The 23,725-nt window shown below is 63.7% G+C and carries 20 protein-coding genes; 7 read left to right on the top strand and 13 right to left on the bottom strand.

The features are described 5' to 3' along the window. The coding region (gene polA / locus ACTS2Z_RS04895; RefSeq protein WP_442572106.1) for a DNA polymerase I at positions 1-2,409 on the bottom strand (2,409 nt) is incomplete at its 3' end. Positions 2,410-2,495: 86 nt separating this feature from the next. After that, positions 2,496-3,017, bottom strand: coding sequence for a hypothetical protein (locus ACTS2Z_RS04890; RefSeq protein ID WP_442572105.1), 522 nt, complete (start codon positions 3,015-3,017; stop codon positions 2,496-2,498). A gap of 126 nt (positions 3,018-3,143) precedes the next feature. Here ACTS2Z_RS04890 and ACTS2Z_RS04885 point away from each other — a divergent pair, with 126 nt between their 5' ends. The 3 genes from ACTS2Z_RS04885 to gyrB all read left to right on the top strand — a co-directional run bounded on the left by ACTS2Z_RS04885 (position 3,144) and on the right by gyrB (position 7,248). Then, positions 3,144-3,605, top strand: a complete 462-nt coding sequence (locus ACTS2Z_RS04885; RefSeq protein WP_442572104.1) for a hypothetical protein — start codon at positions 3,144-3,146, stop codon at positions 3,603-3,605. A 586-nt stretch (positions 3,606-4,191) separates the two neighbouring features. After that, positions 4,192-4,818 (top strand): LysE family translocator, encoded by a 627-nt coding sequence (locus tag ACTS2Z_RS04880; RefSeq protein WP_442572103.1) that lies wholly within the window; start codon positions 4,192-4,194, stop codon positions 4,816-4,818. Between the two features lie 9 nt (positions 4,819-4,827). Next, the gene (gene gyrB, locus ACTS2Z_RS04875) at positions 4,828-7,248 is read left to right on the top strand and encodes a DNA topoisomerase (ATP-hydrolyzing) subunit B (protein ID WP_442572102.1); all 2,421 of its coding nucleotides are present in this window, start codon (positions 4,828-4,830) and stop codon (positions 7,246-7,248) included. Between the two features lie 121 nt (positions 7,249-7,369). On the opposite strand, the gene ACTS2Z_RS04870 is transcribed toward gyrB, so the two are convergent. The 5 genes from ACTS2Z_RS04870 to ACTS2Z_RS04850 are packed head-to-tail and all read right to left on the bottom strand — an operon-like array spanning position 7,370 to position 12,035. After that, positions 7,370-9,076: a SulP family inorganic anion transporter gene (locus ACTS2Z_RS04870; RefSeq protein ID WP_442572101.1), complete on the bottom strand. Its 1,707-nt coding sequence runs from the start codon at positions 9,074-9,076 to the stop codon at positions 7,370-7,372. A 25-nt stretch (positions 9,077-9,101) separates the two neighbouring features. Further along, on the bottom strand, positions 9,102-10,334 hold the full coding sequence (locus tag ACTS2Z_RS04865; RefSeq protein ID WP_442572100.1) for an NAD(P)/FAD-dependent oxidoreductase: 1,233 nt from the start codon (positions 10,332-10,334) through the stop codon (positions 9,102-9,104). 40 nt (positions 10,335-10,374) lie between these two features. Next, positions 10,375-10,806: a TIGR01244 family sulfur transferase gene (locus tag ACTS2Z_RS04860; RefSeq protein WP_442572099.1), complete on the bottom strand. Its 432-nt coding sequence runs from the start codon at positions 10,804-10,806 to the stop codon at positions 10,375-10,377. Between the two features lie 15 nt (positions 10,807-10,821). After that, positions 10,822-11,691: an MBL fold metallo-hydrolase gene (locus ACTS2Z_RS04855; RefSeq protein WP_442572098.1), complete on the bottom strand. Its 870-nt coding sequence runs from the start codon at positions 11,689-11,691 to the stop codon at positions 10,822-10,824. After that, on the bottom strand, positions 11,691-12,035 hold the full coding sequence (locus tag ACTS2Z_RS04850) for a metalloregulator ArsR/SmtB family transcription factor (RefSeq protein ID WP_442572097.1): 345 nt from the start codon (positions 12,033-12,035) through the stop codon (positions 11,691-11,693). Before ACTS2Z_RS04850 ends, ACTS2Z_RS04855 begins: the two co-directional genes overlap by 1 nt. A 130-nt stretch (positions 12,036-12,165) precedes the next feature. Here ACTS2Z_RS04850 and ACTS2Z_RS04845 point away from each other — a divergent pair, with 130 nt between their 5' ends. The 3 genes from ACTS2Z_RS04845 to ACTS2Z_RS04835 all read left to right on the top strand — a co-directional run bounded on the left by ACTS2Z_RS04845 (position 12,166) and on the right by ACTS2Z_RS04835 (position 13,967). After that, positions 12,166-12,603: a YeeE/YedE family protein gene (locus tag ACTS2Z_RS04845; RefSeq protein WP_442572096.1), complete on the top strand. Its 438-nt coding sequence runs from the start codon at positions 12,166-12,168 to the stop codon at positions 12,601-12,603. A gap of 10 nt (positions 12,604-12,613) precedes the next feature. Beyond that, positions 12,614-13,027: a DUF6691 family protein gene (locus ACTS2Z_RS04840; protein WP_442572095.1), complete on the top strand. Its 414-nt coding sequence runs from the start codon at positions 12,614-12,616 to the stop codon at positions 13,025-13,027. Between the two features lie 79 nt (positions 13,028-13,106). Continuing rightward, on the top strand, positions 13,107-13,967 hold the full coding sequence (locus ACTS2Z_RS04835; protein ID WP_442572094.1) for a DUF1295 domain-containing protein: 861 nt from the start codon (positions 13,107-13,109) through the stop codon (positions 13,965-13,967). 32 nt (positions 13,968-13,999) lie between these two features. Here ACTS2Z_RS04835 and ACTS2Z_RS04830 read toward each other — a convergent pair whose 3' ends face one another. The 5 genes from ACTS2Z_RS04830 to ACTS2Z_RS04810 form a co-directional block, all read right to left on the bottom strand. Then, positions 14,000-14,212 (bottom strand): hypothetical protein, encoded by a 213-nt coding sequence (locus ACTS2Z_RS04830; RefSeq protein WP_442572093.1) that lies wholly within the window; start codon positions 14,210-14,212, stop codon positions 14,000-14,002. Between the two features lie 73 nt (positions 14,213-14,285). Next, on the bottom strand, positions 14,286-15,113 hold the full coding sequence (locus tag ACTS2Z_RS04825; RefSeq protein WP_442572092.1) for a hypothetical protein: 828 nt from the start codon (positions 15,111-15,113) through the stop codon (positions 14,286-14,288). Between the two features lie 56 nt (positions 15,114-15,169). Then, a complete protein-coding gene (locus ACTS2Z_RS04820; protein WP_442572091.1) occupies positions 15,170-18,283 on the bottom strand; it encodes an efflux RND transporter permease subunit in 3,114 nt (1,037 codons plus the stop codon). A gap of 24 nt (positions 18,284-18,307) precedes the next feature. Next, the gene (locus tag ACTS2Z_RS04815) at positions 18,308-19,396 is read right to left on the bottom strand and encodes an efflux RND transporter periplasmic adaptor subunit (RefSeq protein ID WP_442572090.1); all 1,089 of its coding nucleotides are present in this window, start codon (positions 19,394-19,396) and stop codon (positions 18,308-18,310) included. Next, the gene (locus tag ACTS2Z_RS04810) at positions 19,396-19,959 is read right to left on the bottom strand and encodes a TetR/AcrR family transcriptional regulator (protein WP_442572089.1); all 564 of its coding nucleotides are present in this window, start codon (positions 19,957-19,959) and stop codon (positions 19,396-19,398) included. Before ACTS2Z_RS04810 ends, ACTS2Z_RS04815 begins: the two co-directional genes overlap by 1 nt. Positions 19,960-20,259: 300 nt before the next feature. Between ACTS2Z_RS04810 and ACTS2Z_RS04805 the strand changes: the two genes are divergently transcribed. After that, positions 20,260-21,405 carry a hypothetical protein gene (locus ACTS2Z_RS04805; RefSeq protein WP_442572088.1) on the top strand — a complete coding sequence of 382 codons (1,146 nt, stop codon included), beginning with the start codon at positions 20,260-20,262 and terminating at the stop codon, positions 21,403-21,405. Positions 21,406-21,411: 6 nt separating this feature from the next. On the opposite strand, the gene ACTS2Z_RS04800 is transcribed toward ACTS2Z_RS04805, so the two are convergent. Beyond that, positions 21,412-23,725, bottom strand: a 2,314-nt coding sequence (locus ACTS2Z_RS04800; RefSeq protein ID WP_442572087.1) for a translocation/assembly module TamB domain-containing protein, incomplete at its 5' end; no start/stop codon positions are given.

The raw sequence follows: 23,725 nt of genomic DNA, 5'->3' as shown, positions 1-23,725 counted from the left end.
GTCCCGCGCCGTTTCCTTCATCGCGTCCATATAGGCGCCGATGCCGGGGAATTTCTGGAAATACGACTCGATATAGGCCTTTGCCTCGTCGCGCCCGATACCGAGATTATTGGCGAGGCCGAAAGCGGAAATCCCGTAAATGATCCCGAAATTGATGGCCTTGGCCTTGCGCCGGGTCATAGGGTCCATCTCGTCGAGCGGCACGCCGAACATTTCCGACGCGGTCATGGCATGGATGTCATGGCCGGCCTTGAAGGCGTCTTTCAGGGCGTCGACCCCGGCAATATGGGCCAGCAATCGCAGTTCGATCTGGGAGTAGTCCGCCGCGACAAGCACATGGCCTTTCTCGGCCACGAAAGCCTCCCGGATCAGACGGCCTTCCTCGGTGCGGATCGGGATGTTCTGCAGGTTCGGCTCCGAGCTGGAAAGCCGCCCCGTCGTCGTCGCTGCCAGCGAGAAGGAGGTGTGTACCCGGCCCGTATGCGGATTGATCGCCTCTTTCAGGGCATCGGAATAGGTGGATTTCAGCTTGGCAAACTGGCGCCAGGTCAGAAGCGCGCGCGGCAGGGCATGGCCTTCATTGGCCAGTTCTTCAAGCACGCTGGCATCGGTCGACCAGGCGCCGGTCTTGGTCTTCTTGCCACCCGGCAGGCCCATCTGGCCGAAAATGATGTCGCCGATCTGTTTGGGGCTGCCGAGATTGAAGCGCGTACCTGCGGCCTCAAACGCTTCTTCCTCGGCTTGCGCCATGCGCTGGGCAAACTCTGAGGACAGGCGCGAGAGCTGGGCGACATCGACCTTGATGCCATTGAGCTCCATGCGGGCAAGGACTGCCGGCATGGGCCGCTCCAGCGTTTCATAAACCGTGGCAAGGCCGCGCGAAGCGAGGCCCGGCTTCAACAGCTCGTAGAGACGCAAGGTGATGTCGGCGTCCTCGGCGGCATACTCTGTGGCGCGTTTCAGGTCGATTTCGCCGAAATGCTTCTGGTTCTTGCCGGTCCCGGCAACTTCCTTGAAGGCCACCGGCTTGTGGCCGAGATGCAGTTCGGAAAGCTCGTCCATGCCGTGCCCGTGCAGGCCCGCCTCCTGCACGTAGGATATCAGCATGGTGTCGTCGACAGGGGCCATGGTGATGCCCTGACGCGCCAGCACGGCAAGGTCATACTTGATGTTCTGGCCAATCTTCAAAATGGCCGTGTCTTCCAGAAGCGGTTTCAGGAGCCCGATGGCCTCGGCCATGTCGATCTGGTCGGGCCGCCCGCCGCCATCGGCCAGGTCTCCGCCCAGATGGGCGAGCGGGATGTAGCAAGCCTCTCCCGGCTTGACTGCCAGCGAAATCCCGACAAGGCCTGCCGCGGTCGCCGACAGCGCGTCTGTCTCGGTGTCGACGGCGATGACGCGCGCCTCGCGGGCCCGCCTGATCCAGTCCTTCAGGGCCTGAGCGTCCTGCACGCAGGCATAGCCCGACCGGTCTATTGGCGCGGTGGCATCGCCCGTCTCGTCTGCCGGTCCGGCTCCCAGCGCCTCCTCGACGCGGCGCGTGATGGTGCGGAACTCCATTGAGCGCAGGAAGGCGAGGAGCGTCTCCCCGTCCGGGTCAGCCGCCCCGAACGCTTCCAGGCTTTCAGGGGTCTCCACATCATCCTTCAGGGTGACAAGCACCTTGGAGATACGGGCGTTTTCCGCATTCTCGATCAGCTTTGTGCGCCGGGCGGGCTGTTTGATCTCTTCGGCCCGCTCCAGCAGCGTCTCGAGATCCCCATAGGTGTTGATGAGTTCGGCGGCGGTCTTGATGCCGATGCCCGGCACGCCGGGCACATTGTCCACACTGTCGCCGGCGAGCGCCTGCACATCGATCACCCTGTCTGGGGCGACACCGAATTTCTCGTGAACCTCCTCGATACCGATGCGGCGCGACTTCATCGGATCGAGCAGCGTGATCTGGCCGTTGACCAGTTGCATCAGATCTTTGTCGGACGAGGCGATGGTAACGCGCGCGCCCTTTTCTGCCGCCTGCCGGGCATAGGTCGCGATCAGGTCATCGGCCTCGAACCCGTCCATCTCGATGCAAGGCAGGTCAAAGGCTCTGGTGGCATCGCGGATGATGGCGAACTGGGGCCGCAAATCCTCGGGCGGCTCTGGCCGGTGCGCCTTGTAGAGCGGGTAGAGATTATTGCGGAAGGTCTTGGCCGAATGGTCAAAGATCACCGCCAGATGGGTCGGCTGGTCGTCGCCCTTCAGATCCTCCAGCAGCTTCCACAGCATGTTGCAGAAGCCCTGCACCGCGCCGACCGGCGTGCCGTCAGAGCGCGTCAGCGGCGGCAAGGCGTGATAGGCGCGGAAAATATAGCCCGACCCGTCCACCAGATAGACATGGGAATCCTTCGTGACGGGGCGGTTCGTGGCCATGGGGCGCGTCCTTGGAAATGCGGGCTGGAATATCCGGGGTGCAAACTAGGCCCGCTTGGCGGCAGGAGCAATCAGCCGGGGTCAGGTCACTCCGCGATTCCCCAGCCCTCAAGGCAGGGTGCGCTCTCGTCATGGGGGATGGCGGCGCGCACAAAGGTGATCTGCATTTCGTCCAGCTCCCAGCACGGCTCGCCTGTCAGTGGCGGCTCGTCCGGATTGTGGAAGAAGCGGATCGACCAGCGGTGCAGGGCCACCTGACTGGCCACCTCGATACGCGGCATGCGCGCGGCGGCTTCGAGCGCGGGAGGATATATCTCTCCTGACCAGTGGGAGCGCAAATATCCGTCGCGCAAGCGGCCAAAATCAATCAGGTCCGGCTCGACCGCCCCCTCGGCACGCCGCTTCTCGGCGTTGGCGATCCAGCAATCAATCGCCGCCACATTGCCCCGCATGCCGTCTTCAAACGAACCACCGTCAACGCCTAACCAGGGCTCGCACGCCACGAGCGGGTCGAAGGCAGATGCGCTGCCATCGCTTCCGGCGGGCGCGGGGTTGCCGCATGCCGATACGGCCAGACCCGGAAGCAGCGCCAGCATCCATTTTCTCACGCCTTTATTCTCCTCCTAAGACTGCCCGATGGCGCAAAGCGGCTGGTAAGGCCCGGAACTGATCCGCACCGCATCAATGCTGGCCCATAATGGCGTGTCGGACAAGGAAACGGGCAGGGCAAAAAAATGAAAAAGCCGATTACAGCGGGCAAAAGAGAACCGTCGCGGGTTTGCCTGAACATTCGCGATCATAGCGGTGCGCGCGCAAGAGAGCGCTCCAGTATGCAAGCGAAGGAGAAGGAACGTGATCGACTCGATGGAGAGCTACGTAGATTGCGAATTGAAATGAATGCCGTGCTTGCCCAATCGTCGCCCGCCGGCGTTACCCGGCCTCTGGCGGGACGATTAAGACCGCTTGCTGTGATCGACGCCGCCGTAACCGTCGCTGACACGTTTTCGCGGACCCGTGAGATCAGCGAGTTGGACAGGAGAATTCAATCTACCGAAAGGTCGCTTGATGTCGTGCGGCGCGAAATCGCCAATCATTGGCAGGAGATATCACGGCTTGTTCGGCTTCTGGACAACCAGTATCGCGAGTTTGGGGCCAACGGCTGCGAAGGCAGTCCCATGAGCTGGGTCCGTTTCTAGTGCCGCGCTTCACCCTCCAATTCCCCAACCTTCGAGACAGGGCGCGGTCTCGTCATCCAGGATCGCCACCCGGACCAGTTCGATCTGGATATCGTTCAGTTCCCATCACGGGCCGTCCGGCAGTAATGGTTGGGCGGGGCCAGAGGCCGTCAGCAGCAGGTGGCCATGATAGGCCACTGCGCTAGCCACCGTGTCGCGCGGCAGGCTCCGGGCAGCCGTGAGGGCGCGCTCATCCCGTTCACCGCTGATTTGCTAGCGGCGGTAGCTGGAGCGCAGCCTCGCGCGGTCTGCACCGTCAAAACCGGGGGAAAGCAGCGAACTCCGTTCTTCGCTGACTATTTCGCAATCTGTGGCCCCCAGATCGCCCGCAAGAGCCGCATCTATCATGCCGGTCCTGTCCGCCAGACCGACGATCAGCGCGGGAAGCCATCTCTTTATGCCTTTTATCCTCCCGTGAAGACTGCCCCGCGCTTGAGACCAGGTCCCGGACCCTAGAGGCCACTGGCGCAAAAGCGAAACCGGCTCTCGCCACCCTCACTGCCCCGCAAGCTTTGAGATGTACTGCCGCGGCGCTAATCCACGCGCCATGACCCTTGCATCGCTGGCCGCGTTTGGCGGCGCGCTTTTCATCCTGTTCTTCACGCCGGGGCCGGGCAATGCCGCCATGGTCGCGCGCACGATTGATGCCGGGCCGGTGCATGGCTGGCTCTATGGCACGGGCATCATTACCGGCGACATCATCTGGCTGACAGTTGCGGTAACCGGGCTGGCGGCTCTCGCCGAAGCCGCAGGCCCCTATGTCTGGATCGGCAAAATCATCGGGGTGGCGATCCTCCTCTGGATGGCTTGGAGCGCATTGCAGTCGGGTCTCAACCCCAAACCGCCCGCGCCCGTCACATCCGGCCTGAAGCGTACGGCCGGCTATGGGGCGACTTATCTCGCGGGCATTGCCATGCCGCTCACCAACCCCAAGGCGATCCTTTTCTATCTCGCCTTCCTGCCCGCCTTTTTTGACCTCACCACGGTGACGCCGCTGACCTATGCAGTGATGGTGGCGATGATGCTGGCGCTCTATGCGCTCACCACCGCGATCCATGTCACGCTGGCTGAGCGGGCGCGCACCTGGCTGCTCGAAAAAGGGGTGAAATCACGCGCCGATCTGGTGACGGCTTTTATCATGGCAAGCGTGGCGGTCTGGCTCGCTATCAGCTAGAAAAAACCCATGAGCGAGAACACGAATCAGGAATACGGCGCGGACAGCATCAAGGTCCTCAAAGGGCTCGATGCCGTACGCAAGCGCCCCGGCATGTATATCGGTGATACCGATGACGGTTCGGGCCTTCATCACATGGTCTACGAGGTAGTCGACAACGCCATCGACGAGGCGCTGGCCGGCCATTGTACCGAGGTACGCGTCACGCTGCATGCGGACGGTTCGGCAAGCGTGTCCGATGACGGGCGCGGCGTGCCGACAGCGATCCATGAAGGCGAGGGTGTCTCGGCAGCACAGGTCATCATGACCCAGCTCCATGCCGGGGGTAAGTTTGACCAGAACTCCTACAAGGTGTCCGGCGGCCTGCACGGCGTGGGCGTGTCGGTCGTGAATGCTCTGTCGGAATGGCTGGACCTGACGATCTGGCGCGATGGCAAGACCCACTACATGCGCTTCATCCATGGCGAGCCGAAGGATGGCGCGGACCTCGCCGTCACCGGCGAGGCGCCCTTGCGCGCCAATGGCAAGCCACTGACCGGCACGCAGGTGCGCTTCCTGCCCTCCGACAAGACGTTTTCCGAGATCGTGTTTGAGCGCGCCCGCCTGCATCACCGCCTGCGCGAGCTGGCCTTCCTCAATTCCGGTGTCCGCATCGTCCTGCGCGACGAGCGCGAGAGCGAACCGTTCGAGGAAGTGCTGCAATATGAGGGCGGGGTGGCTGCCTTCGTGAAGCATCTCGACCGCGCCAAATCCCCGCTCTTTGCCGATCCGATCCTGATCATGGGCGAGCGCGATGGCGTGACCGTGGAAGCGGCCATGCAGTGGAATGACAGCTATCACGAAAATACGCTGTGCTTCACCAACAACATCCCGCAGCGCGATGGCGGCACGCACCTCGCCGGTTTTCGCGGCGCACTGACGCGGATCATCAACAATTATGCGGCCAGCTCCGGCCTTGCCTCCAAGGCCAAGGTGGCCATTACCGGCGATGATGCGCGCGAGGGTCTGACCTGCGTGCTGTCGGTAAAGGTGCCCGACCCGAAATTCTCCTCCCAGACCAAGGACAAGTTGGTTTCCTCCGAAGTGCGCCCGGCTGTTGAAGGCGCGGTCTTCGAGCAGCTCACCGAATGGTTCGAGGAGCACCCGTCAGAGGCCAAGGCTATCGTCTCGAAAATCATCGAGGCCGCCGCCGCCCGCGAGGCGGCGCGAAAGGCGCGTGAACTGACCCGGCGCAAGAGCGCGCTCGACATCACCTCCCTGCCCGGCAAGCTGGCGGACTGCCAGGAAAAGGATCCGGCCAAGTCCGAACTTTTCATCGTCGAGGGTGATTCCGCCGGCGGCTCTGCCAAGCAGGGACGCAACCGCGAGAACCAGGCCGTGCTGCCGCTGCGCGGCAAGATCCTGAACGTGGAACGCGCCCGTTTTGACAAGATGCTGTCGTCTGAGCAGGTCGGCACGCTGATCACGGCGCTCGGTACCGGCATTGGCCGCGACCAGATCGACTACAACAAGCTGCGCTATCACAAGGTCATCATCATGACCGACGCCGACGTGGACGGCGCGCATATCCGCACGCTTCTCCTGACCTTCTTCTACCGGCAGATGCCCGAGCTGATCGAGCGTGGTCACCTCTATATCGCCCAGCCGCCGCTCTACAAGGTGACGCGCGGGCGCTCCGAGCGCTACATGACCGACCAGCCGGAAATGGACGCCTCACTCATCGAGGAAGGCTCGGCCGAAGCCACGCTGAAGCTTGCCTCCGGCGAGACCGTGACCGGCGCCGACCTTGCCGAACGGGTGAAATCGGCGCGCGGCGTGGTGCTTGCCACTGACCGCCTGACCGCGCGTGCGCCAGCCTTCGCGCTGGAAGCCGCCGCTCTTGAAGGCGCGCTCAATCCGGACGTGACGCAAGAGCAGGCAGAGAAAATCGCTGCCCGGCTCAACCGCGCTGCCGATGAGGGCGAGGATGGCTGGATGGGCCTCGTTCAGCCCGAGGGCGGCCTGGTCCTGAAACGCGAGGTTCGCGGCGTTACCGAGTCGATCGTGCTCGACGACACCATTCTTGCCAGCCCCGATGCCCGGCGCCTCTCGGAGCGCGCGAGCGCGATTGCCGCCGACTATGCAGGGCCGCTGACCTTCTCGCGCAAGGGCGAGGAGACGGTGATCCACGGTGCCTGGCAGCTCATGGACACGGTCATCCGCGCCGGCGCCAAGGGCATGAAGATCCAGCGCTACAAGGGTCTGGGCGAGATGAATCCTGGCCAGCTCTGGGAAACCACGCTCGATCCCGACGCGCGCTCGCTTCTGCGCGTTTCGGTCAAGGAAGCCGACACGGCCGATGACCTCTTCGCCAAGCTGATGGGCGATGTGGTGGAGCCGCGCCGCGACTTCATCCAGGAGTTCGCCCTCGAAGCCGAGGTGGATGCGTAGGGCTCTGGTTTGCCCGTCTTTCGTCACCCCCGCGCAGGCGGGGGTCCAGAGATCGTAGGTCGAAGACAGTTGTCGACGGCTCTGGGTTCCCGCCTGCGCGGGAACGACGAGCCTTAAAACGCTACCCGCCTAGCTCCCGGAACGCCTCGTACTGGCTTAAGTAAACCTTGCCATTGAGGTGATCGAGGAAGCCGGAGCGTTTGAGCCGGTCCATGACCGGGCCTTTCACTTCGGAGAGGTTGAAGCTCAGGCCCGCCTCCTTCAGGCGCTGGTTGATTACCTCCAGGCTCTCCAGCGCGCTGGCATCAATGGCGTTAATGGCTGGGCACATCAGCACGAAGTGCTTCGCTTCCGGCTGCGCCGCGACGAGTTCCAGAACCCGGTCTTCCAGATAGCGCGCATTGGGGAAGTAGAGGCTTTCATCCACCCGGAGAGTGATGAGGGCGGGCGAGAGCGTGACCGCGTGGCGGTCGATATTGCGGAAATGCTCGGTGCCCGGCACCAGCCCCACGACCGCGCTGTGCGGGCGGCTGGTCTTGTAGAGATGCAGCCCGATGGAGAGCGTGACGCCGGTCAGAATGCCCGCCTCCACACCCACCAGCAGGGTGGCGAGTATCGTGCCGATCATCGCCGCGCCATCGCTCTTCGAATAGGTCCAGGTGCGCCGGATCGCCGGGAAATCGGCGAGAGACAGGACCGCGACGATGATCGTGGCGGCAAGCACGGCCACCGGCAGGTCGGAGAGAAGGGGCGTCAGGAAGAGGCTGGCAAGCGCAATGCCGATGGCCGTAAAGGCACCCGCTGCAGGCGTTTCCGCACCGGCATCGAAGTTCACCACCGAGCGGGCAAATCCGCCCGTGACGGGAAACCCGCCAGAGAGGCCCGAGCCGATATTGGCCGCGCCAAGCCCGATGAGTTCCTGATCGGGGTCAATGCGCTGGCGGCGCTTGGCAGCCAGCGTCTGCGCTACCGAGACCGACTCCACAAAGCCCACCGCCGACAGCAGGAGCGCCGGACCGATCAGCGCCGAAATCAGCGATGGATCGACCGAGGGCAGGGTGAAGGGCGGCAGGCCTGCGGGAATATCACCGACGGTCGCCACGCCACGAGCCGATAGGTCAAGGAACTTCACCGCCAGGATCGAGAAGGCCACCGACAATACCGGCGCAGCCCGCGCGATGAGGCCCGCGAGGAACGGCCCGAGACCAAGGCGGCGCAACAAGGGCTGCGCGCCTTTTCGGGCCCAGTAGAGAAAGAGGAGCGCCGGGACTGCCACGGCCAGCGTGTAGAGATTGGCCTCGCCAATCGTCGAGACGAGGCTGGCCGCGATTTCCACGCCCGTGTGCCCGCCTGCGCTGGTGCCCAGAACATGCTTCATCTGCCCGGCCGCGATCAGCAGGCCCGACGCCGTGATGAAGCCGGAAATCACCGGGTGAGACAGGAAATTGGCGACAAAGCCGAGCCGGAAAAGGCCCATCGCCATCAGGATGACACCTGACAGCACGGCAAGCGTGAGAGCTGCCGTCACATAGCCCATCGAGCCTTCATCGGCGACACGGCCCACGGCGACCGCCGTCATCAGCGATATGACCGCCACCGGCCCGACCGCGAGCGTGCGCCCGGTGCCGAAAATCGCGTAGAGGACCAGCGGCGCCATCGAGGCATAAAGCCCTGTCTCTGGCGGCATGCCCGCCAGCATGGCATAGGCCAGCGATTGCGGGATCAGCATGATGGTGACGATCAGCGCCGCCATCAGGTCGCTGATGAGCGTCTCGCGCCGGTAGGTGCGGCCCCAGTCCAGAATGGGCAGATAGCGGGAAAGTCGCATGGGATCGCTTTGCCGGGAAACGGGCTTACTTGATCAGCCAGTTGCGGCCCTTGAGCATGATGTTGAAATAGACAAATGGCAGGATGCGTTCTTTCAGGAACCAGGCCAGGCGCGATGGCCGGGTGCCGTTGATAAGCCATTGCGGGAAAGTCGGAAGAAGTTTTCCGCCATAACCGAACTCGGCCAGTACAATGCGGCCCTTCTCGACGGTCAGGGGGCAGGAGCCATAGCCGTTATAGGTGCGCACCGGCGCGTGGCCCTCAAGGCTGGCCAGAAGATTGTCGACCACGACCGGCACCTGCGCGCGTGCTGCGGCTGCGGTCTTGGCGTTGGGCGCCGAGCAGGCATCACCCAGCGCAAAAATATCGGCAAAGCGGGCATGTTGGAGGGTCTCTGGCGAGACCTCCACCCAGCCGTCTGCGTTGGCGAGCGGGCTTTTCCGGATGAAATCCGGGGCGGTCTGCGGCGGACACACATGGATCATGTCGAAGGCGAGGCTGACCGGTGTCTCCGAACCGTCTGTTGCCTTCTGCATGAAGACTGCCGTCTTGCCTGGTCCATCAATCGATACCAGGCGCGAGCCGAAATTCAGCGAAATCGCATAGTCTCTCACGTACTCCATGAGCGCGGGTACATAATCGCCCACGCCGAAAAGGGCCGGGCCTGCATTATGGAAGGCAATGTCGATCTGGCTGAGGTTGCCGGCGCGCTTCCATGCATCGGCGGAGAGATACATCGCCTTTTGCGGCGCACCTGCGCACTTGATGGGCATTGGCGGCTGGGTGAAGAGCGCTTTTCCTGATTTCAGCGACTGGACCAGCGACCAGGTGTATTCGGCCATGCCGGGCATGTAGTTGGACGTGACGCCATTCTTGCCCAGAGCCTCACGCAGGCCCTCGACCGCGTCCCAGTCCAGTTTCAGGCCCGGACACACAACAAGGCGCTCATAGCGGAGCACATTTCCATCCTCGAGCGTGACGGTCCGTTCGTCCGGATCGAAGCTGGCCGCCGCCTTGGCAATCCATTCGACCCCGGACGGAATCAGCGACTTCATTGTCCGCCGGGTCTGGGCATGGGTGAAGACACCGTTGCCGACCAACGTCCAGCCGGGCTGGTAGAAATGCTCCTGTGCCGGGTCGATGAGCGCGGTGCGCAAGCCCGGCGCACGGCGCGCCAGATTGGCCGCGACGGCTAGCCCTGCGGCGCCTGCACCGATGATGAGGACATCAAAGTCCACGTCCTGCGATGACCGGGTCATGCTGCCCTCCCCTGTTGTCCTGTTCTCGTTGTTCTTGTTGTCAGCCGTTCGCGCCATGGCGCGCAACCAGTGCCGGGGCCAGTCCCGACAGATCGTAGCCTGCCTGTGCGCCCGCCTCGATCAGCTCCGCTGGCTCGCTCTTTTGCGCCTGTGACAGCGCCCACAGGCAGGTCGAGCGGGTGCCGGAGCGGCAATAGGCCATCACCTTGCCATCGGCCTGTTCAAGGACTTCGCCGAACGCCGCGATGGCGCTTTCGGGGAACTGCCCGCCAGAGACCGGGATGTGGTGGAAGGCAAGCCCGGCTTCGCGCGCGGCGGCCCGGAGGGTTGCGAGCGGTGGCTGGCCCGGCTCCTCGCCGTCCGGCCGGTTGCAGATGACGGTAGTAAACCCTTCATCGGCGAGCGCGCTGATGGCCTCGGCGCTGAGCTGTCCGGCGACCGCGAGGCTTGGGGTGAGGGTCTTGTGGGGCATGGCGGAAATGATCCTCTAGAGCGCGTCGAGCGGGATTTTCAGATAGGTGACACCGTTGTCCTCGGCGGGCGGCATGTGCCCGGCGCGCATGTTCACCTGAACGCTCGGCAGGATCAGGGTCGGCATGGCCAGCGTGGCGTCCCGCGCGGTGCGCATCTTCACGAACTCATCTTCCGAAACGCCTTCGTGGACGTGGATATTGCCGGCTTTCTGGGCGCCAACCGTGGTTTCCCAAGCATATTCGTCGCGCCCCTTGGCCTTATAGTCGTGACACAGGAACATGCGGGTCTCGTCCGGCAGCGCGAAGATTTTCCGGATCGACCGATAGAGCATGGCTGCATCCCCGCCGGGAAAATCACACCGCGCGGTGCCGTAATCGGGCATGAAGAGCGTGTCGCCGACAAAGGCTGCATCGCCGATGACATAGGTCATGCAGGCAGGCGTATGGCCGGGCGTGTGGATGGCGCTGGCCTCCAGGCTGCCAAGGCGGAAGGTCTCGCCGTCCTCGAACAGGCGGTCGAATTGCGAGCCGTCGCGCTGGAACTCGGTCCCGGCATTGAAGACCTTGCCGAACACGTCCTGCACGGTGCGGATGTTGGATCCGATGGCCAGCGTGCCGCCAATTTTTTCTTTCAGATAGGGCGCGGCAGACAGATGGTCGGCATGGACATGGGTTTCCAGAAGCCACTCGACTTCAAAGCCCTGTTCCTTCACGAACGCGATGATCGCATCGGCGCCAGCGCGCGAGGTGCGGCCCGATTTGGGATCATAATCGAGCACGGAATCGACGATTGCGGCTTTCTTCGTGGCAGGGTCGGACACGACATAGCTGACCGTGTTGGTCGGCTCGTCGAAAAAGGCTTTCACATGCGGTTTGCCGGTCATCAGACAAGCTCCTTCTTCGGGGTGTGGGCCGCATCTCCCACCGGCGCGAAGGCATCACACAGGGCGCGCATGACAGCGAGGATGCGGGGGTCTTTGAGCGAATAGAAAATCTGTTTGGACTGGCGCCGCGTCGAGACAATGCCTTCGGCGCGCAGGCGGGCGAGGTCTCTCGACAGGTTTGGCTGAGCGACGCCCGTGCGCGATTCAATCTCGGAGACGGACAATTCGCCATCTGCCAGCTCGCAGGTCACCAGCAGGCGGTTCGGATGGGAGAGCAGTTTCAGCAGCCCTGCCACCTCGTCGGCGCGGGCGCGTACCATTTCAAGATCAAGACCTGCCTGCATGGCCCGGCTCCATATTCCTGCCCCGTCAGAAAAATCATCACGGCGGGGCTTGCGTTGAACTCATACATATATCATTTTTGATAAATGACAAGTGTCGGCTTCCGGCACTCTCACAGGAAAGAACGAAAACATGGAAATGCCCACCCCTTTCACCCCGCTGGCCAGCCTTGCCGGCGGCGTGCTGATCGGTCTGTCTGCCGTCATGCTGATGGCCTTCAATGGCCGCATTGCCGGGATTGCAGGTATCGTCGGTGGACTGGTCGGTCCGGCGCCTTTCAGCGGTCTGGACCGGTTCTGGCGTCTTGCCTTCGTGGCAGGTCTGGTGCTCGCGCCCGTGCTCTGGTTCGCCCTTACTGGCGCCATGCCGCAGGTTAGCGTCACCCCGAGCTGGCCCATGCTGGCGCTGGCCGGCCTCATTGTAGGGGTGGGCACGCAGATCGGATCGGGCTGCACTTCCGGGCACGGCGTATGCGGGCTGGCCCGCCTCTCGCCGCGTTCGCTTGTTGCAACGCTGATCTTCATGGCGGCGGCACTCGCAACCGTCTTCATCACCCGTCATCTGGTCTAGGAAGCTCGCCATGAAAGCCATTCTCTCAGCCCTTGCCGCCGGTCTCGTCTTTGGCCTCGGCCTTGTCGTTTCCGGCATGGTGAACCCGGCCAAGGTGCTCAACTTCCTCGACATTGCCGGCCAGTGGGACCCCAGCCTTGCCTTCGTCATGATGGGTGCGGCGGCAACCGTGTTCGTCGGCTATCGCCTTGTCCTGCGCCGCTCCGGGCCCTTCTTTGCCGAACGCTTCAGCCTGCCCACGGCCACCCGTCTCGATGCCCGCCTGGTGGGCGGCGCGATCATGTTCGGTATTGGCTGGGGGCTGGTCGGTCTCTGCCCCGGCCCGGCCCTGACAGCGCTGGGTACAGGGGCGATGCCGGTAGTCATCTTTGCCGGAGCCATGCTCGCCGGCATGGCAGGCTGGCGCTGGCTGGTGCGTGATTAATCCATACAGGCCCCTCGCCCTTCCTCGCAGCGCGCGCTAGGTTTCGTAGCCGAAGCCAACGCCGCTGCGAGGTCTGCCCATGCCACTGGCCGTCATTCTGCTCGTCAACCTGCTCGTGATCTGTGCCGTGTTCGGCGGCCTCTGGCTGTGGAGCCGCAGGATACAGGATCCAAGCTTTGTCGATGCGTTCTGGGCGTTCGGCATGGTCATACTCGCCTTCACGACCTTCCTCATGGCCGATGGCTGGCTGGAGCGAAAGCTGGTGCTGGTGGGCCTGACCACCGCCTGGGGCATGCGCCTGGGCTTGCACCTCTTCCATCGCTGGGGCCGGGAAGGGCCTGACCGGCGCTACAAATCCCTGCTTGCCGGTCTGCAGGAAAAGCGGGGCTGGGGCTATGACAAGGCTACGGGTCTGGCTGTTTTCGGACCGCAGGCGCTGCTGCTCTTCATCACCTGCCTGCCGGTCCAGCTGGGCCAGATCAACGCCGTTCCGGCGGGGTTTGGCATTCTGGCCCTGTTCGGCTTTGCGCTGGCGGTGTTCGGGATTGCCTACGAGTCGATTGCCGACTGGCAGCTTTCCCGCTTCAAGGAAGACCCCGCCAATGCCGGAAAGGTCATGGATCAGGGTCTGTGGGCCTGGTCGCGCCATCCCAATTATTTTGGTGATATCTGCACCTGGTGGGGTATCTGGCTGATCGCGGCGGAGACCGCGCTTGGCATCTGGTCCTTTATCGGCCCGGCTTTCCTCACCTTCACGCTGATGCGCTGGTCCGGCGTGCCGCTTCTGGAAAAGGGCATGCGCAAATCCCGTCCGGGCTATGAGGCCTATGCGGCGCGTACCAGCGCGCTCTTTCCCTGGCCTCCGGGCCGCAAGGCGCCGGGCCGGGATGAGGGCGATGACGAGGAAGAAGACGACACGCGCTATGACAGCGCGGTCTAGGAATTAGGCGATGACAGGGAGTGCCGCGCCTGTTAGCGGCGGACAGGCGCTTCGTCTTCCCCATCGAGGTCCGGTGACCGGAAAGCCAGTGCGGCGGCAATCACCTCCGCACCGGCCCGGATTTCCTCGACGGTTTGCGCGTCCGGTGTGACGGTGCGGGTCACCTGATCCTGCACGCTGACCGGACACACGGTCCAGCCACCCAGGATTACGGCCGCTGCCAGAAAACCGAATACATAGCGCATGGTTGCCTCCCCAGACCCCATTCGAGGAGGAGGCTAACATTACTTCGGCGTAATGTTGAAGAGAAAAATGAGATCAGGCCGCCGCGCGGCCGAAGCCTGCGCCGCTGGCGCCGCCCTCTGCGCGCCGCGCCGCCGTTTCCCGCTCAAGCCCTTCCACCGCCTTGAGCAGCAGGCGCAGACTTTCATGAAGTCCGCTCGATATGATCGCAGCAGACGCATCATTGCGGGTAAGGGCCAGCTCCAGCCGGTCGGCATCGGGCAGGCGTGAGGCGATACCGTCCAGGCGCTCAGCCGCGCCTTCGACGCGCTGTGCGGCCTCTTGCATCCCGCCTTCCATGCGTTCTGCCAGTGCAGAGAGGTCTGTGCGGAAGCTGTCGAGTGCCTGGTGGATGTCCGGGCCGGAAAGGCTTGCGGCTATCTCGCGCATGTCGGCCCGGAAGGCGGCAATCTCGTCGCGCAAGGTCGTTTCAGGACCTGCAGGGCCTGCCTCATCCTGCACAAATTCCTCAAGGCCGGTCGCGGTATGCGTTTCCTCGCCAATCTGGGTCGCGGGCACGTACTCGCCTGCATCGTCCTCGATGGGAAGCTCGACCAGAATGGCCTGGCCGCTGCTGTTATCCTTGCTGTTCCCGAACAGGGTCGTTTCCAGCTCGGCGCGTGCCTTCTCCACCTCGTCGATCCGCTTCGAGCCGGAAACCAGCGTCCAGCGCAAGGGAGCGGTGCGCGACGCCCGGATAACCGTCGAATCAAACCGCGTCAGATACAGGCGTACGAAGCTGTCGATATGCTCGGCCAGATCGCCATCGCGCGCAGCGTCCCGCCGCTCTGGAAGGCTTATGCGCAAGGCATAGGCACGCTCGCCTGCGCGAGGCTCCAGTCTGTCGCGGCTGGTAATCAGCATGGCGGGAATCCTATACGGCCTTCCCGCCATCACGCGCTGATTGCCTTGATGATACGTTAACCTTTCTGCGCGCCGGCTGCCTTGGGCGCCCTGATGCCGAAGAACAGGGCGTAGAGCACCGGCGCGGCCACGAGGGTAAGCACGGTGGCAAAGGCGAGGCCGCCAATGATCGTCACCGCCATGCCCTGGAAGAAGGCGTCCGCGATCAGTGGCAACATGCTAAGGATCGTGGTGGCCGAGGCCAGGAAGACCGGCCGCAGGCGGCTGACCGAGCCTTCGCGTACCGCTTCGAAGGGTTCATCGCCCGCCGCCAGGCGCTGGTCCAGCTCGTCGACCAGCACGATCGCGTTCTTGATCAGCATGCCCGACAGGGACAGGAAGCCCAGAAGCGCCGTGAACGAGAAGGCAATATTGGTCAGCAACAGGCCGGCCGTGACCCCGCAAATGCTCATCGGCACGATGGCCCAGATGATGAGCGGCTGGCGCACCTTCTGAAACAGCAGGAAGCTGACCACCAGCATCACGATGAGGCTCAAGGGCAGGACGCGTCCGAGGGATTCATTAGCATCCTCATTGGCCTCGATCTCGCCGCCCCATTCCACCGAATAGCCGCGCGGCAGGTCTATGGAATTGATGACACCGGAGAAGCGGGTGAAGGCCGAAGCCGCCGTCTCGCCCTCCGGCGGGTTGGCCTGCACTGTCAGGGTGCGCACCCGGTCGCGCCGCCGGATCAGCGTGTCGCGGGCGACCAGCTCGAAACTTTCCACCGCCTGCGTGATCGGCACATAGGTATTCTGCGACGGGCTCCAGATCAGCCGGTCTTCCAGCGCATAAGGATTGTTGCGCTCGTCCCCGGGCGCGCGGGCGATGATCGGAATCAGAAGATCGCCTTCGCGGTAGAGGCCGACATTCGTGCCCTCGGTCGCAAAGCGCAACGTCTCGCCGATATCCTCGCGGGTGACGCCTGTTGCGCGGGCGCGGTCGGTTGAGATGACGGGCTCGAGAACCAGCTCCCGATTGCGCCAGCTATGGCGGATGTCCTGCAGGTTTCCGGTTTCGCTCAGTCGGGCTACGGCCTCCTCGCCGAGCTGGCGGAGCATATCGGCATCCGGGCCGGAGAAGCGCGCCTCAAGGCGTGCACCGGCGGGCGGTCCGAACACGATGCGCTCGGCGCGCACTTCGGCATCGGGAAGGGTCTCGCGGATATGGCTGACGATACGCTCGGAGAGTTCCGGGATCACATCTACCGAACTCGCGCGCACGACAAGCTGTCCGTATGCGGAGTTTGGCTGCTCGGACGAATAGGTCAGCATGAAGCGCGTGCCACCACGCCCGATGAAAGTCGTTACAGCATCGGTTTCCGGCTGGACCAGCACGAAGCCCGCGGCGGTTCGCACGGCCCTGTCGGTTGCAAGGATATCGGTGCCCTGGGGCAGCTCCATGTTCACATAGAAGATCGGGGTATCGGAGTCCGGGAAGAAGGCGGCGCGGACAAAACCGAAACCCCAGAAGCTCGCGAACGTGATGGCGATCAGCGCCATCAGCGCAAGCCAGCGGCGGCGCAGCGCGCCGGTCAGGATCGCCCGGTAGACCGAATAGGTCCGCCCGCCATACGGGTTGGGCTTCGAGCCGCGTTCCGACTTGAAAAGCGCATAGGCGATCATTGGCGATACGGTGATGGCCAGGACCCAGGACAGGCCCAGCGAAATCCCGATCACGGCAAACATGGAGAACATGAACTCGCCGGTGGAATCCTGCGACAGCCCGATGCCGGAAAAGGCCATGATGCCGATGATTGTTGCCCCCAGCAGCGGGAATTGCGTGGTTTTCACCGCACGTTCGGCCGCAATCTGCCGGCGCACGCCGCGCTGCACGTCGATCTGCATGCTCTCGGTCACCACGATGGCGTTGTCGACCAGCATGCCCATGGCGATGATCAGCGCGCCCAGCGAGATGCGCTGCATGGTGATGTCGAAGATCGCCATGAAGAAAAGTGTGCCGAGCACGGTGAGGAGCAGCGTTGCGCCCACCGTGACGCCGGCGCGCCAGCCCATGAAGACGCACAGCATCACGATGACGATGCCGAGCGACAGGGCCAGATTGACCAGGAAGCCATTGATGGCCTGATCGACGACCACGTGCTGCTCGTAGATCGGATTGAGGACCACGCCGACGGGAAGGTCCGCTTCCAGCTGTGCCAGTCTCGCCTCGACCCGGGCGCCGACCTCGACAATGTTCTCGTCAGGCAAGGCGGCGATGCCCAGCGTGAAGACCCGCTCGCCATTGTGATAGGCGTAGAAATCCTCCCGCTCCAGCGGCGCGCGGGTAACGGTCGCAATGTCGGACAGGCGGAGAATGCCGCCAGACTCGCGCGGATTGATCAGGATGTTTTCCAGTGCCGTGACACCGTCCACGCGCTGGGGAACGGTGATCTGCAGGAGGCGGTCGCCCGCTGGCGTCTCACCGGCCTGAACGACTGCGTTTTCGTTGCTCACCGCCTGCAGGACGGCATCGAAAGGCAGGCCCAGCCTTGCCAGCTGCTCCTGAGCGATCTCGATATAGATGCGCTCGTCGGGAAGACCGGCTACTTCAACGCGCGAAACGCCGGGTACAACCAGAAGCTCGCGGCGCAGATTGCGCGCCATGTCACGCGTTTCCCGGTCAGAATAGCCGGGCGCCGTGACCGCATAGAGAATGCCGTACACGTCGGCAAAATCATCGACCACCTGCGGCTGGCCGACGCCGGGCGGCAGTCCGGCCGAAGCATCGCGAACCCGCTTTCGAAGCTCGTCCCACACCTGCGGCAGCTGGTGGCCCAGAATATCGTCGCGGATGGATACCTGGATTTCCGACATGCCGGGCATGGACTTTGACGTCACCATGCGCAGCTGGCCCATCTGCTGGATGGCCGCTTCCAGCAATTCGGTCACCTCCGCTTCCACCTCCTCGGCGGTAGCGCCGGGATAGGGGGTGAAAATGATGGCTTCCTTGATGGTGAAGTCCGGATCTTCCAGCTGGCCGACCGTGTTGAAACCCCAGATCCCGCCCAGCAGACAGGCAAGGATGATCAGCCAGCTGATAACCGGCCGCTCGATGGAAATGCGCGCCAGATTGAACGCGTCATCGGTGCGCGCAGGTTCGTCCTGCGCGGGCGTGGAGGTGTCTGTCATGAAATGCTCCCGCAGGATGCGCCGCTAGCGCGTGGCCTCATTGCTGGCGACACTGCCCGTTCCCGACATCGGGCGGACACGCATGCCTTCGCGCAGCGCATTGACGCCTGCCGTGACGATCTGTTCGCCCGCGCTGACGCCCTCGAAAACGAGGACGCTATTGCCTTCGACGCTGCCGGTACGCACCACCCGAGGCTCTACCTCGCTGGTAGCAGGGTCGTAGACCCACAGCCGGAAGCTGCCGTCGGGGGTGGAGGCCAGCGCCGTTACCGGCACCCGGACCGCATCGCCGCCCGGCATCTGGTCCTGATCCAGTTGCACGCGCACATTCACCGTCATGCCCGGCAGGATATTGCCCGGCAGGTCGTCCGGCAGGGCGAACATGACCTTGTAGGTCTGCGAGGCGGCATCCGCCTCGGCAATCAGTTCACGGAATTCCAGCGGGAAGTCGCGGTTGGGAATGAAGGGAAAGCGCGCGCTGATCGAATAGCTGCCCGGCTGTTCCAGCGTCGCAATCAGATTTTCCGGTACGGCAATGGCAACACGCAATTCGGAGAGGTCCTGCAGGCGGGCGACAGGCTGACCGGCGCTCAGCGTCGTGAAATTGTCGGCGAGGCGGCGGCTCAGAAGTCCGGTGAACGGCGCCTCGATCGTCGCGTAGTCGAGATTCTGGCGCATCGTGTCGAGCGCGACAGAGCGCAATTCATAGGCCGTGCGCGCATCTTCAAGGGCGGCATCGGATGCAATGCCGCGCTCATGCAGGGTCTGCTGACGCTCCAGATTGGTGCGCGCCTGTTGCATCTGCACACGCGCTTCGCGCAAGGCGCGCTCATAGTCCTGATCTTCCAGACGGGCGATCAGCGTGCCTTCCTCGACCATCTGGCCTTCGGGAATGGCAAATTCGGCAAGCCGGCCCGAAACCTGAAAGGCGAGATCGACGGTGTAGCGCGCTTCGACGCGCCCGACGAATTCCCTCTGGGCAAGGTTGGCCGGCGCCGCGACCGTCTCGATACGGGCGGTGCGCAAGGTCTCTTCAGGTGTTGCGGCAACGTCCGAGCAGGCGCCCAGCACGCTGGCAGCCAGAAGGACAGCGATGGGGAGGCGGGCTTTCATCACTTGGGCTCCGTTATCATTTCGACCAACCGGGCCTCTACGCGGGCCCGTTCATCCGGTGAGAGAAAATCCATGCCGAGCAGGTCGGCAAAATGCAGGCCGTCCACGGCCAGAAAGACGATGCGCGCCATGTCCGGATCGGCGGTGCTTTCCACCAGCTCCTCGCGCAGGCGCGACATCAGGCCGCGAACCGGATCGAGCAGCTCGGGATGTTCCGCAGCGGCCGCCAGAAGCCCCATCATTAAGGACTGGCTGTGCGGTTCCTTCTCGCAGGCAACCTGAATCAGTGCGGAGAGTTCCGAGCGGCCAGCGGCGCGCGCATCCTTGCGCGCCTGCTCCATGTCGTAGTGCACGGCGTCGACAATGCGCGCCACCATGCCCTTGATCAGCTCCAGCTTGGAGGGGAAGTTGTAAAGCACCCCGCCCTTGGAGAAGCCGCTCTCGCGCACGACCGCATCAATCGTGAGGCGGCCTGCGCCATCGCGTTCAACAACGCGCTCGGCGGCGTCGAGGATGACGTCGCGCGCGGAACTTCTGGGTGTCTTCGCTTCGGTATTGGCCATGAACTCAACTCAGGCAAGGCGGGTCGGGACGTCCGTCCAGACGGCATGTTGCAGTGCAACGAGGCCGGGGGAGCTGATTGTGCAGCGCATCTATACCGTCTGGACGGTTTTGACGATATAGCGCGCCTCCGGTGCCTCTGCAACGGGCGCGGCTCATAATTTTTTGCCGCCCGCGCTTCGTGACACTTTGATGAAGATTCAGGGCCCAATTGGCCTGAAAGCCGGGATTTCTTTGCACTGAAGATCAAACTGCACTATGTGCCGCGCAAGACGGGATGGGTCCCGAAAAGGGTCTGGTGCATGGACTTGGTCATACTGGGTGTGCCGCTGCTGGCGCTCGTAGGATTTGTCTTCGCGTCCTATGCGATTGTCGCCAACGACGTCATTCAGACGCTCGGCACCTTTCTCTCCTCGAACGCCAAGCGGCCCTGGCTGCTCCTGTGGGCATTCGCCTCATCGATCATTGTCGCGGTCATGATCTATGGCTGGTTTGCCTATGACGGTGACATTGCGTTCGGACGGTTGAACCGCATTCCCTTCCCCGAAACCGGCATTCAATGGTGGCATATCCTGCCGCCTCTGGTGCTGCTTGTCCTCACCCGTTTCGGGATTCCGGTCTCCACGACCTTCCTTGTACTGACGATTTTCACGCTGACCGGTGGCGCTGCCACCGAGGGCGTGCTTGGGTCCATGCTGCTGAAGAGCTTTGCCGGCTATCTGGTGGCCTTTGCCGCTGGCGCAGTGGTCTTCCTGGTCATTGCGCGTCTGTTCGAGCGCTGGGTGGCCCGTACGCGCGGCCAGCCCATCTCGCCGATCTGGTTTGTTGCCCAGTGGTGCTCCACCGCCTTCCTGTGGGCGCAGTGGCTGATGCAGGACCTCGCCAACATCTTCATCTTCCTGCCGCGCGAGACGGTCACGGCCGCCGACGGCTCGGTGCAGGTGACGTTCTCGCTCGGGCTGATCGTGTTTGCGACCGTGCTGATGGTCGCCCTTCACGGCATCATCTTCGCCAGCCGCGGCGGCGAGATACAGAAAATCGTCCTTACAAAGACAAATACGGTCGATCCGCGCTCTGCCACCTTTGTCGACCTGATCTACGCTTTCGTCCTGCTCTACTTCAAGGAACTCAATGACGTCCCGATGAGCACGACCTGGGTGTTCCTCGGCCTGCTGGCCGGGCGCGAGATCGCCATCACCTATGTCGCGTCCCTGCGCTCGAAGGGTGAAGCCATGTTCGATGTGGCAACCGACATTGCCCGCGCCGGACTTGGCCTTGCTGTCTCCGTGATCATGGCGCTTGCCCTGCCCTTCATGGCAACCGGCGCCCTCCCCGATATCCGCCAGCAAATCTTTGGCAGCGACACGGTCGAAGCCGCTGAAGACACCGCCATGCTGCCTGCCGATAACCCGGACGGGGTAGTTCAGGGCGCGCGCGGTGCGCCCTGAGCGCACCTAGTCGTATTCGCGCCGCCAGGTCAGGGCAACACCGCTTTCCCCGTCAGGCGCAATGCGGGACAGCAAGGTGACGTTCTGGGTCAGCGCCCATTCAATGCGGGTGGAGGCAGCCGCAGAGCCGCCACCGGATTCCACTTCCAGATACACATCTTCGGTGAGGTAGCGACCGCCTGCGACCACGGTTTCACCCGTTGCGGTCGAGCTGACGGCCAGCTGGTCAAGACCGAGCCCGGAGCGCAGGGCACCGAATGGATCAAAACCGCCCCCTGAGGAGAGGCTTGCCACCGCTCCGGCCAGCTGCGCGGCCTGGATGCCGCTGAGTTGACCCGCTCCCTGATCGAAAAGCAGGCGTGAGGCGATCTCGTCTTGCGGCAGGCTGGGATTGGAGGCGAGCGTAATCTCCGGGGAGCTGACACGGCCCCCGACCCGGATTTCGGCCGTGATGTCCCGGGCCTGCCGCTCGGCCACCAGATTGATCGCGGCATCCATCGGATTGCCGGCGAACACGATGGAGCCGGAGCGCATCTCGAAGGGCCGCCCCAGAAGGTCCGCGCGCCCCCGGAGCAGCGTCGCCCGGCCCGAAAGCCTGACCGCGTCCATCAACCCGCGTGCGGTGACATCCATCGACCACTCGGAATCGAACTGGGGTCCGCGCACGAAAATGCGCCCCGGTGCGTAAATGCGGTAATTGAGAACGATGTCCGGGCCCTGGCGCATCGGCGCCATTTCGGCGCGGGCACCTGCGGCATTGACGTGGGACACCTCCACCGTCGCGATGGCCGGGCGGCTGGCTTCGGGCGGGCGCACTTCGGCGCGGGCAAGGCGCGTCTCGCCGGACACCTCGATACGGTTCTGTTCGATATTGATGACGATATTCCCGCCGCCGACCGCCGTCAGTTCCGGGCGTTCGACGATCAGGAAGTCGCTGAATTCCAGCTCCGAGCGACCCGTAATGCGGGCATCGGCAAGGCTCAAGGTCCCGCTGCCTGAAAGCTCGCCGCCGTCCGCACTGCTCGCTGTCAGGCTTTCAATCTCCAGCCGGTCGCGTGCAAAGCGGGCATTGAGCGTCAGATCGCGGACCGAAATGCCCAGCGCCGGATCGTCAAAACGCGCCCCGTTCAGGGCAAGGCTGCCCCCAAAATCGGGCGCGCCGACCGTGCCTCCCAGCCGGGCATTGACCTGCGCTGCACCCGACAAGCTCTGGCCCTCGGCAAGGCGGAAGGCGGCCAGTGTCGCGATCTCACCCTGCACCCGCGCCTCGCCGGCAAGGCCCGTCTCGCTCGCGGTAAGGCTGCCTGCGCCGGTCACCGGACCGGACAGCCATTGCAGATCGGCGCTGGCATCAAGGCCGGAGCCATCGGCGCTCGCGTCGATGCGCAGCCCTGTCCCGTCGAGGCGGGCGGTAATCAGCGCATTGACCGCGATGTCTGACCCGTCCGGCACCTGACCTTCGGGCGGTGAAAGCCGGTCTGCACTGAGCTCTGCTGTGCCTTGCCAGGCGCCGCCCGTGCGGGTCAGGCGCGCCTCTCCTGAAAGTGCGCCGGTAACCGGCTCGCGCCCTGAAGGATAGCTCAGCAGCATGGCCGGGATGGCCGAGGCGTCGAGATCGGCCTCGATGGTCTCTCCCTGCTGGTCCAGGCGAAGATCCAGCCGGCCGTCACCGAGGCTCAAGGCCAGCTGACCGGACAGCCGGTCATTGCCGAACTGCACGCTTGCCGGCTGGCGAGTGGCAATCGGCACACCGCCATAGCGGCCGTCCAGTGCGAGGGTCAGCTCGCCCCCATCCTCACCTGAGGTGAACCGGCCATTGGCAGACAATTGCGCCCGGGCGCCATACGCTCCTTCTGCCGTCAGCGAGTAGGTGATCGCGTCAAACGGCCCGCTGGCATCAAAGGCAAGCGCATCCAGATAGGTCAGGTCTTCGCCAACCATGTCTTCTGCGCGGATACGCGCATTGAGCGCGCCGTCTGCCACGCGGAAGGCAATCTCGGCTGACCCGAACCCGTTTACCGGAACGGCACCAAGATCGCCTGCGATGGTTTCGCCCTCTGCGACCAGCCCGCCCGTGAAATTGAACCCGCCAAACCGGCCTTCAATACCCGTCAGCTCGGCCCGCTCGCCCGTGCGGGAGGCATTGCCGCCTATATCGACCGGTCCGGTCGCCGCCTGACCGGTCAACAGCCAGCGGCCTTCAAACGCGTCCGGCGGGCCTTCGCCTTCAAGGCGCAGGCGCGCATCGCCCACCACGACCGGCCCGGCCCCGGCGCTGGGAGCACGCGCGTCGGCGCGGATACTGAAACGGCCGTTCTCG

The organism is Glycocaulis sp., from assembly GCF_052168375.1.
Lineage (GTDB): Bacteria > Pseudomonadota > Alphaproteobacteria > Caulobacterales > Maricaulaceae > Glycocaulis.
Note: the sequence above shows the minus strand (reverse complement) of the source record. Positions and strands in the feature narration are given on the sequence as shown.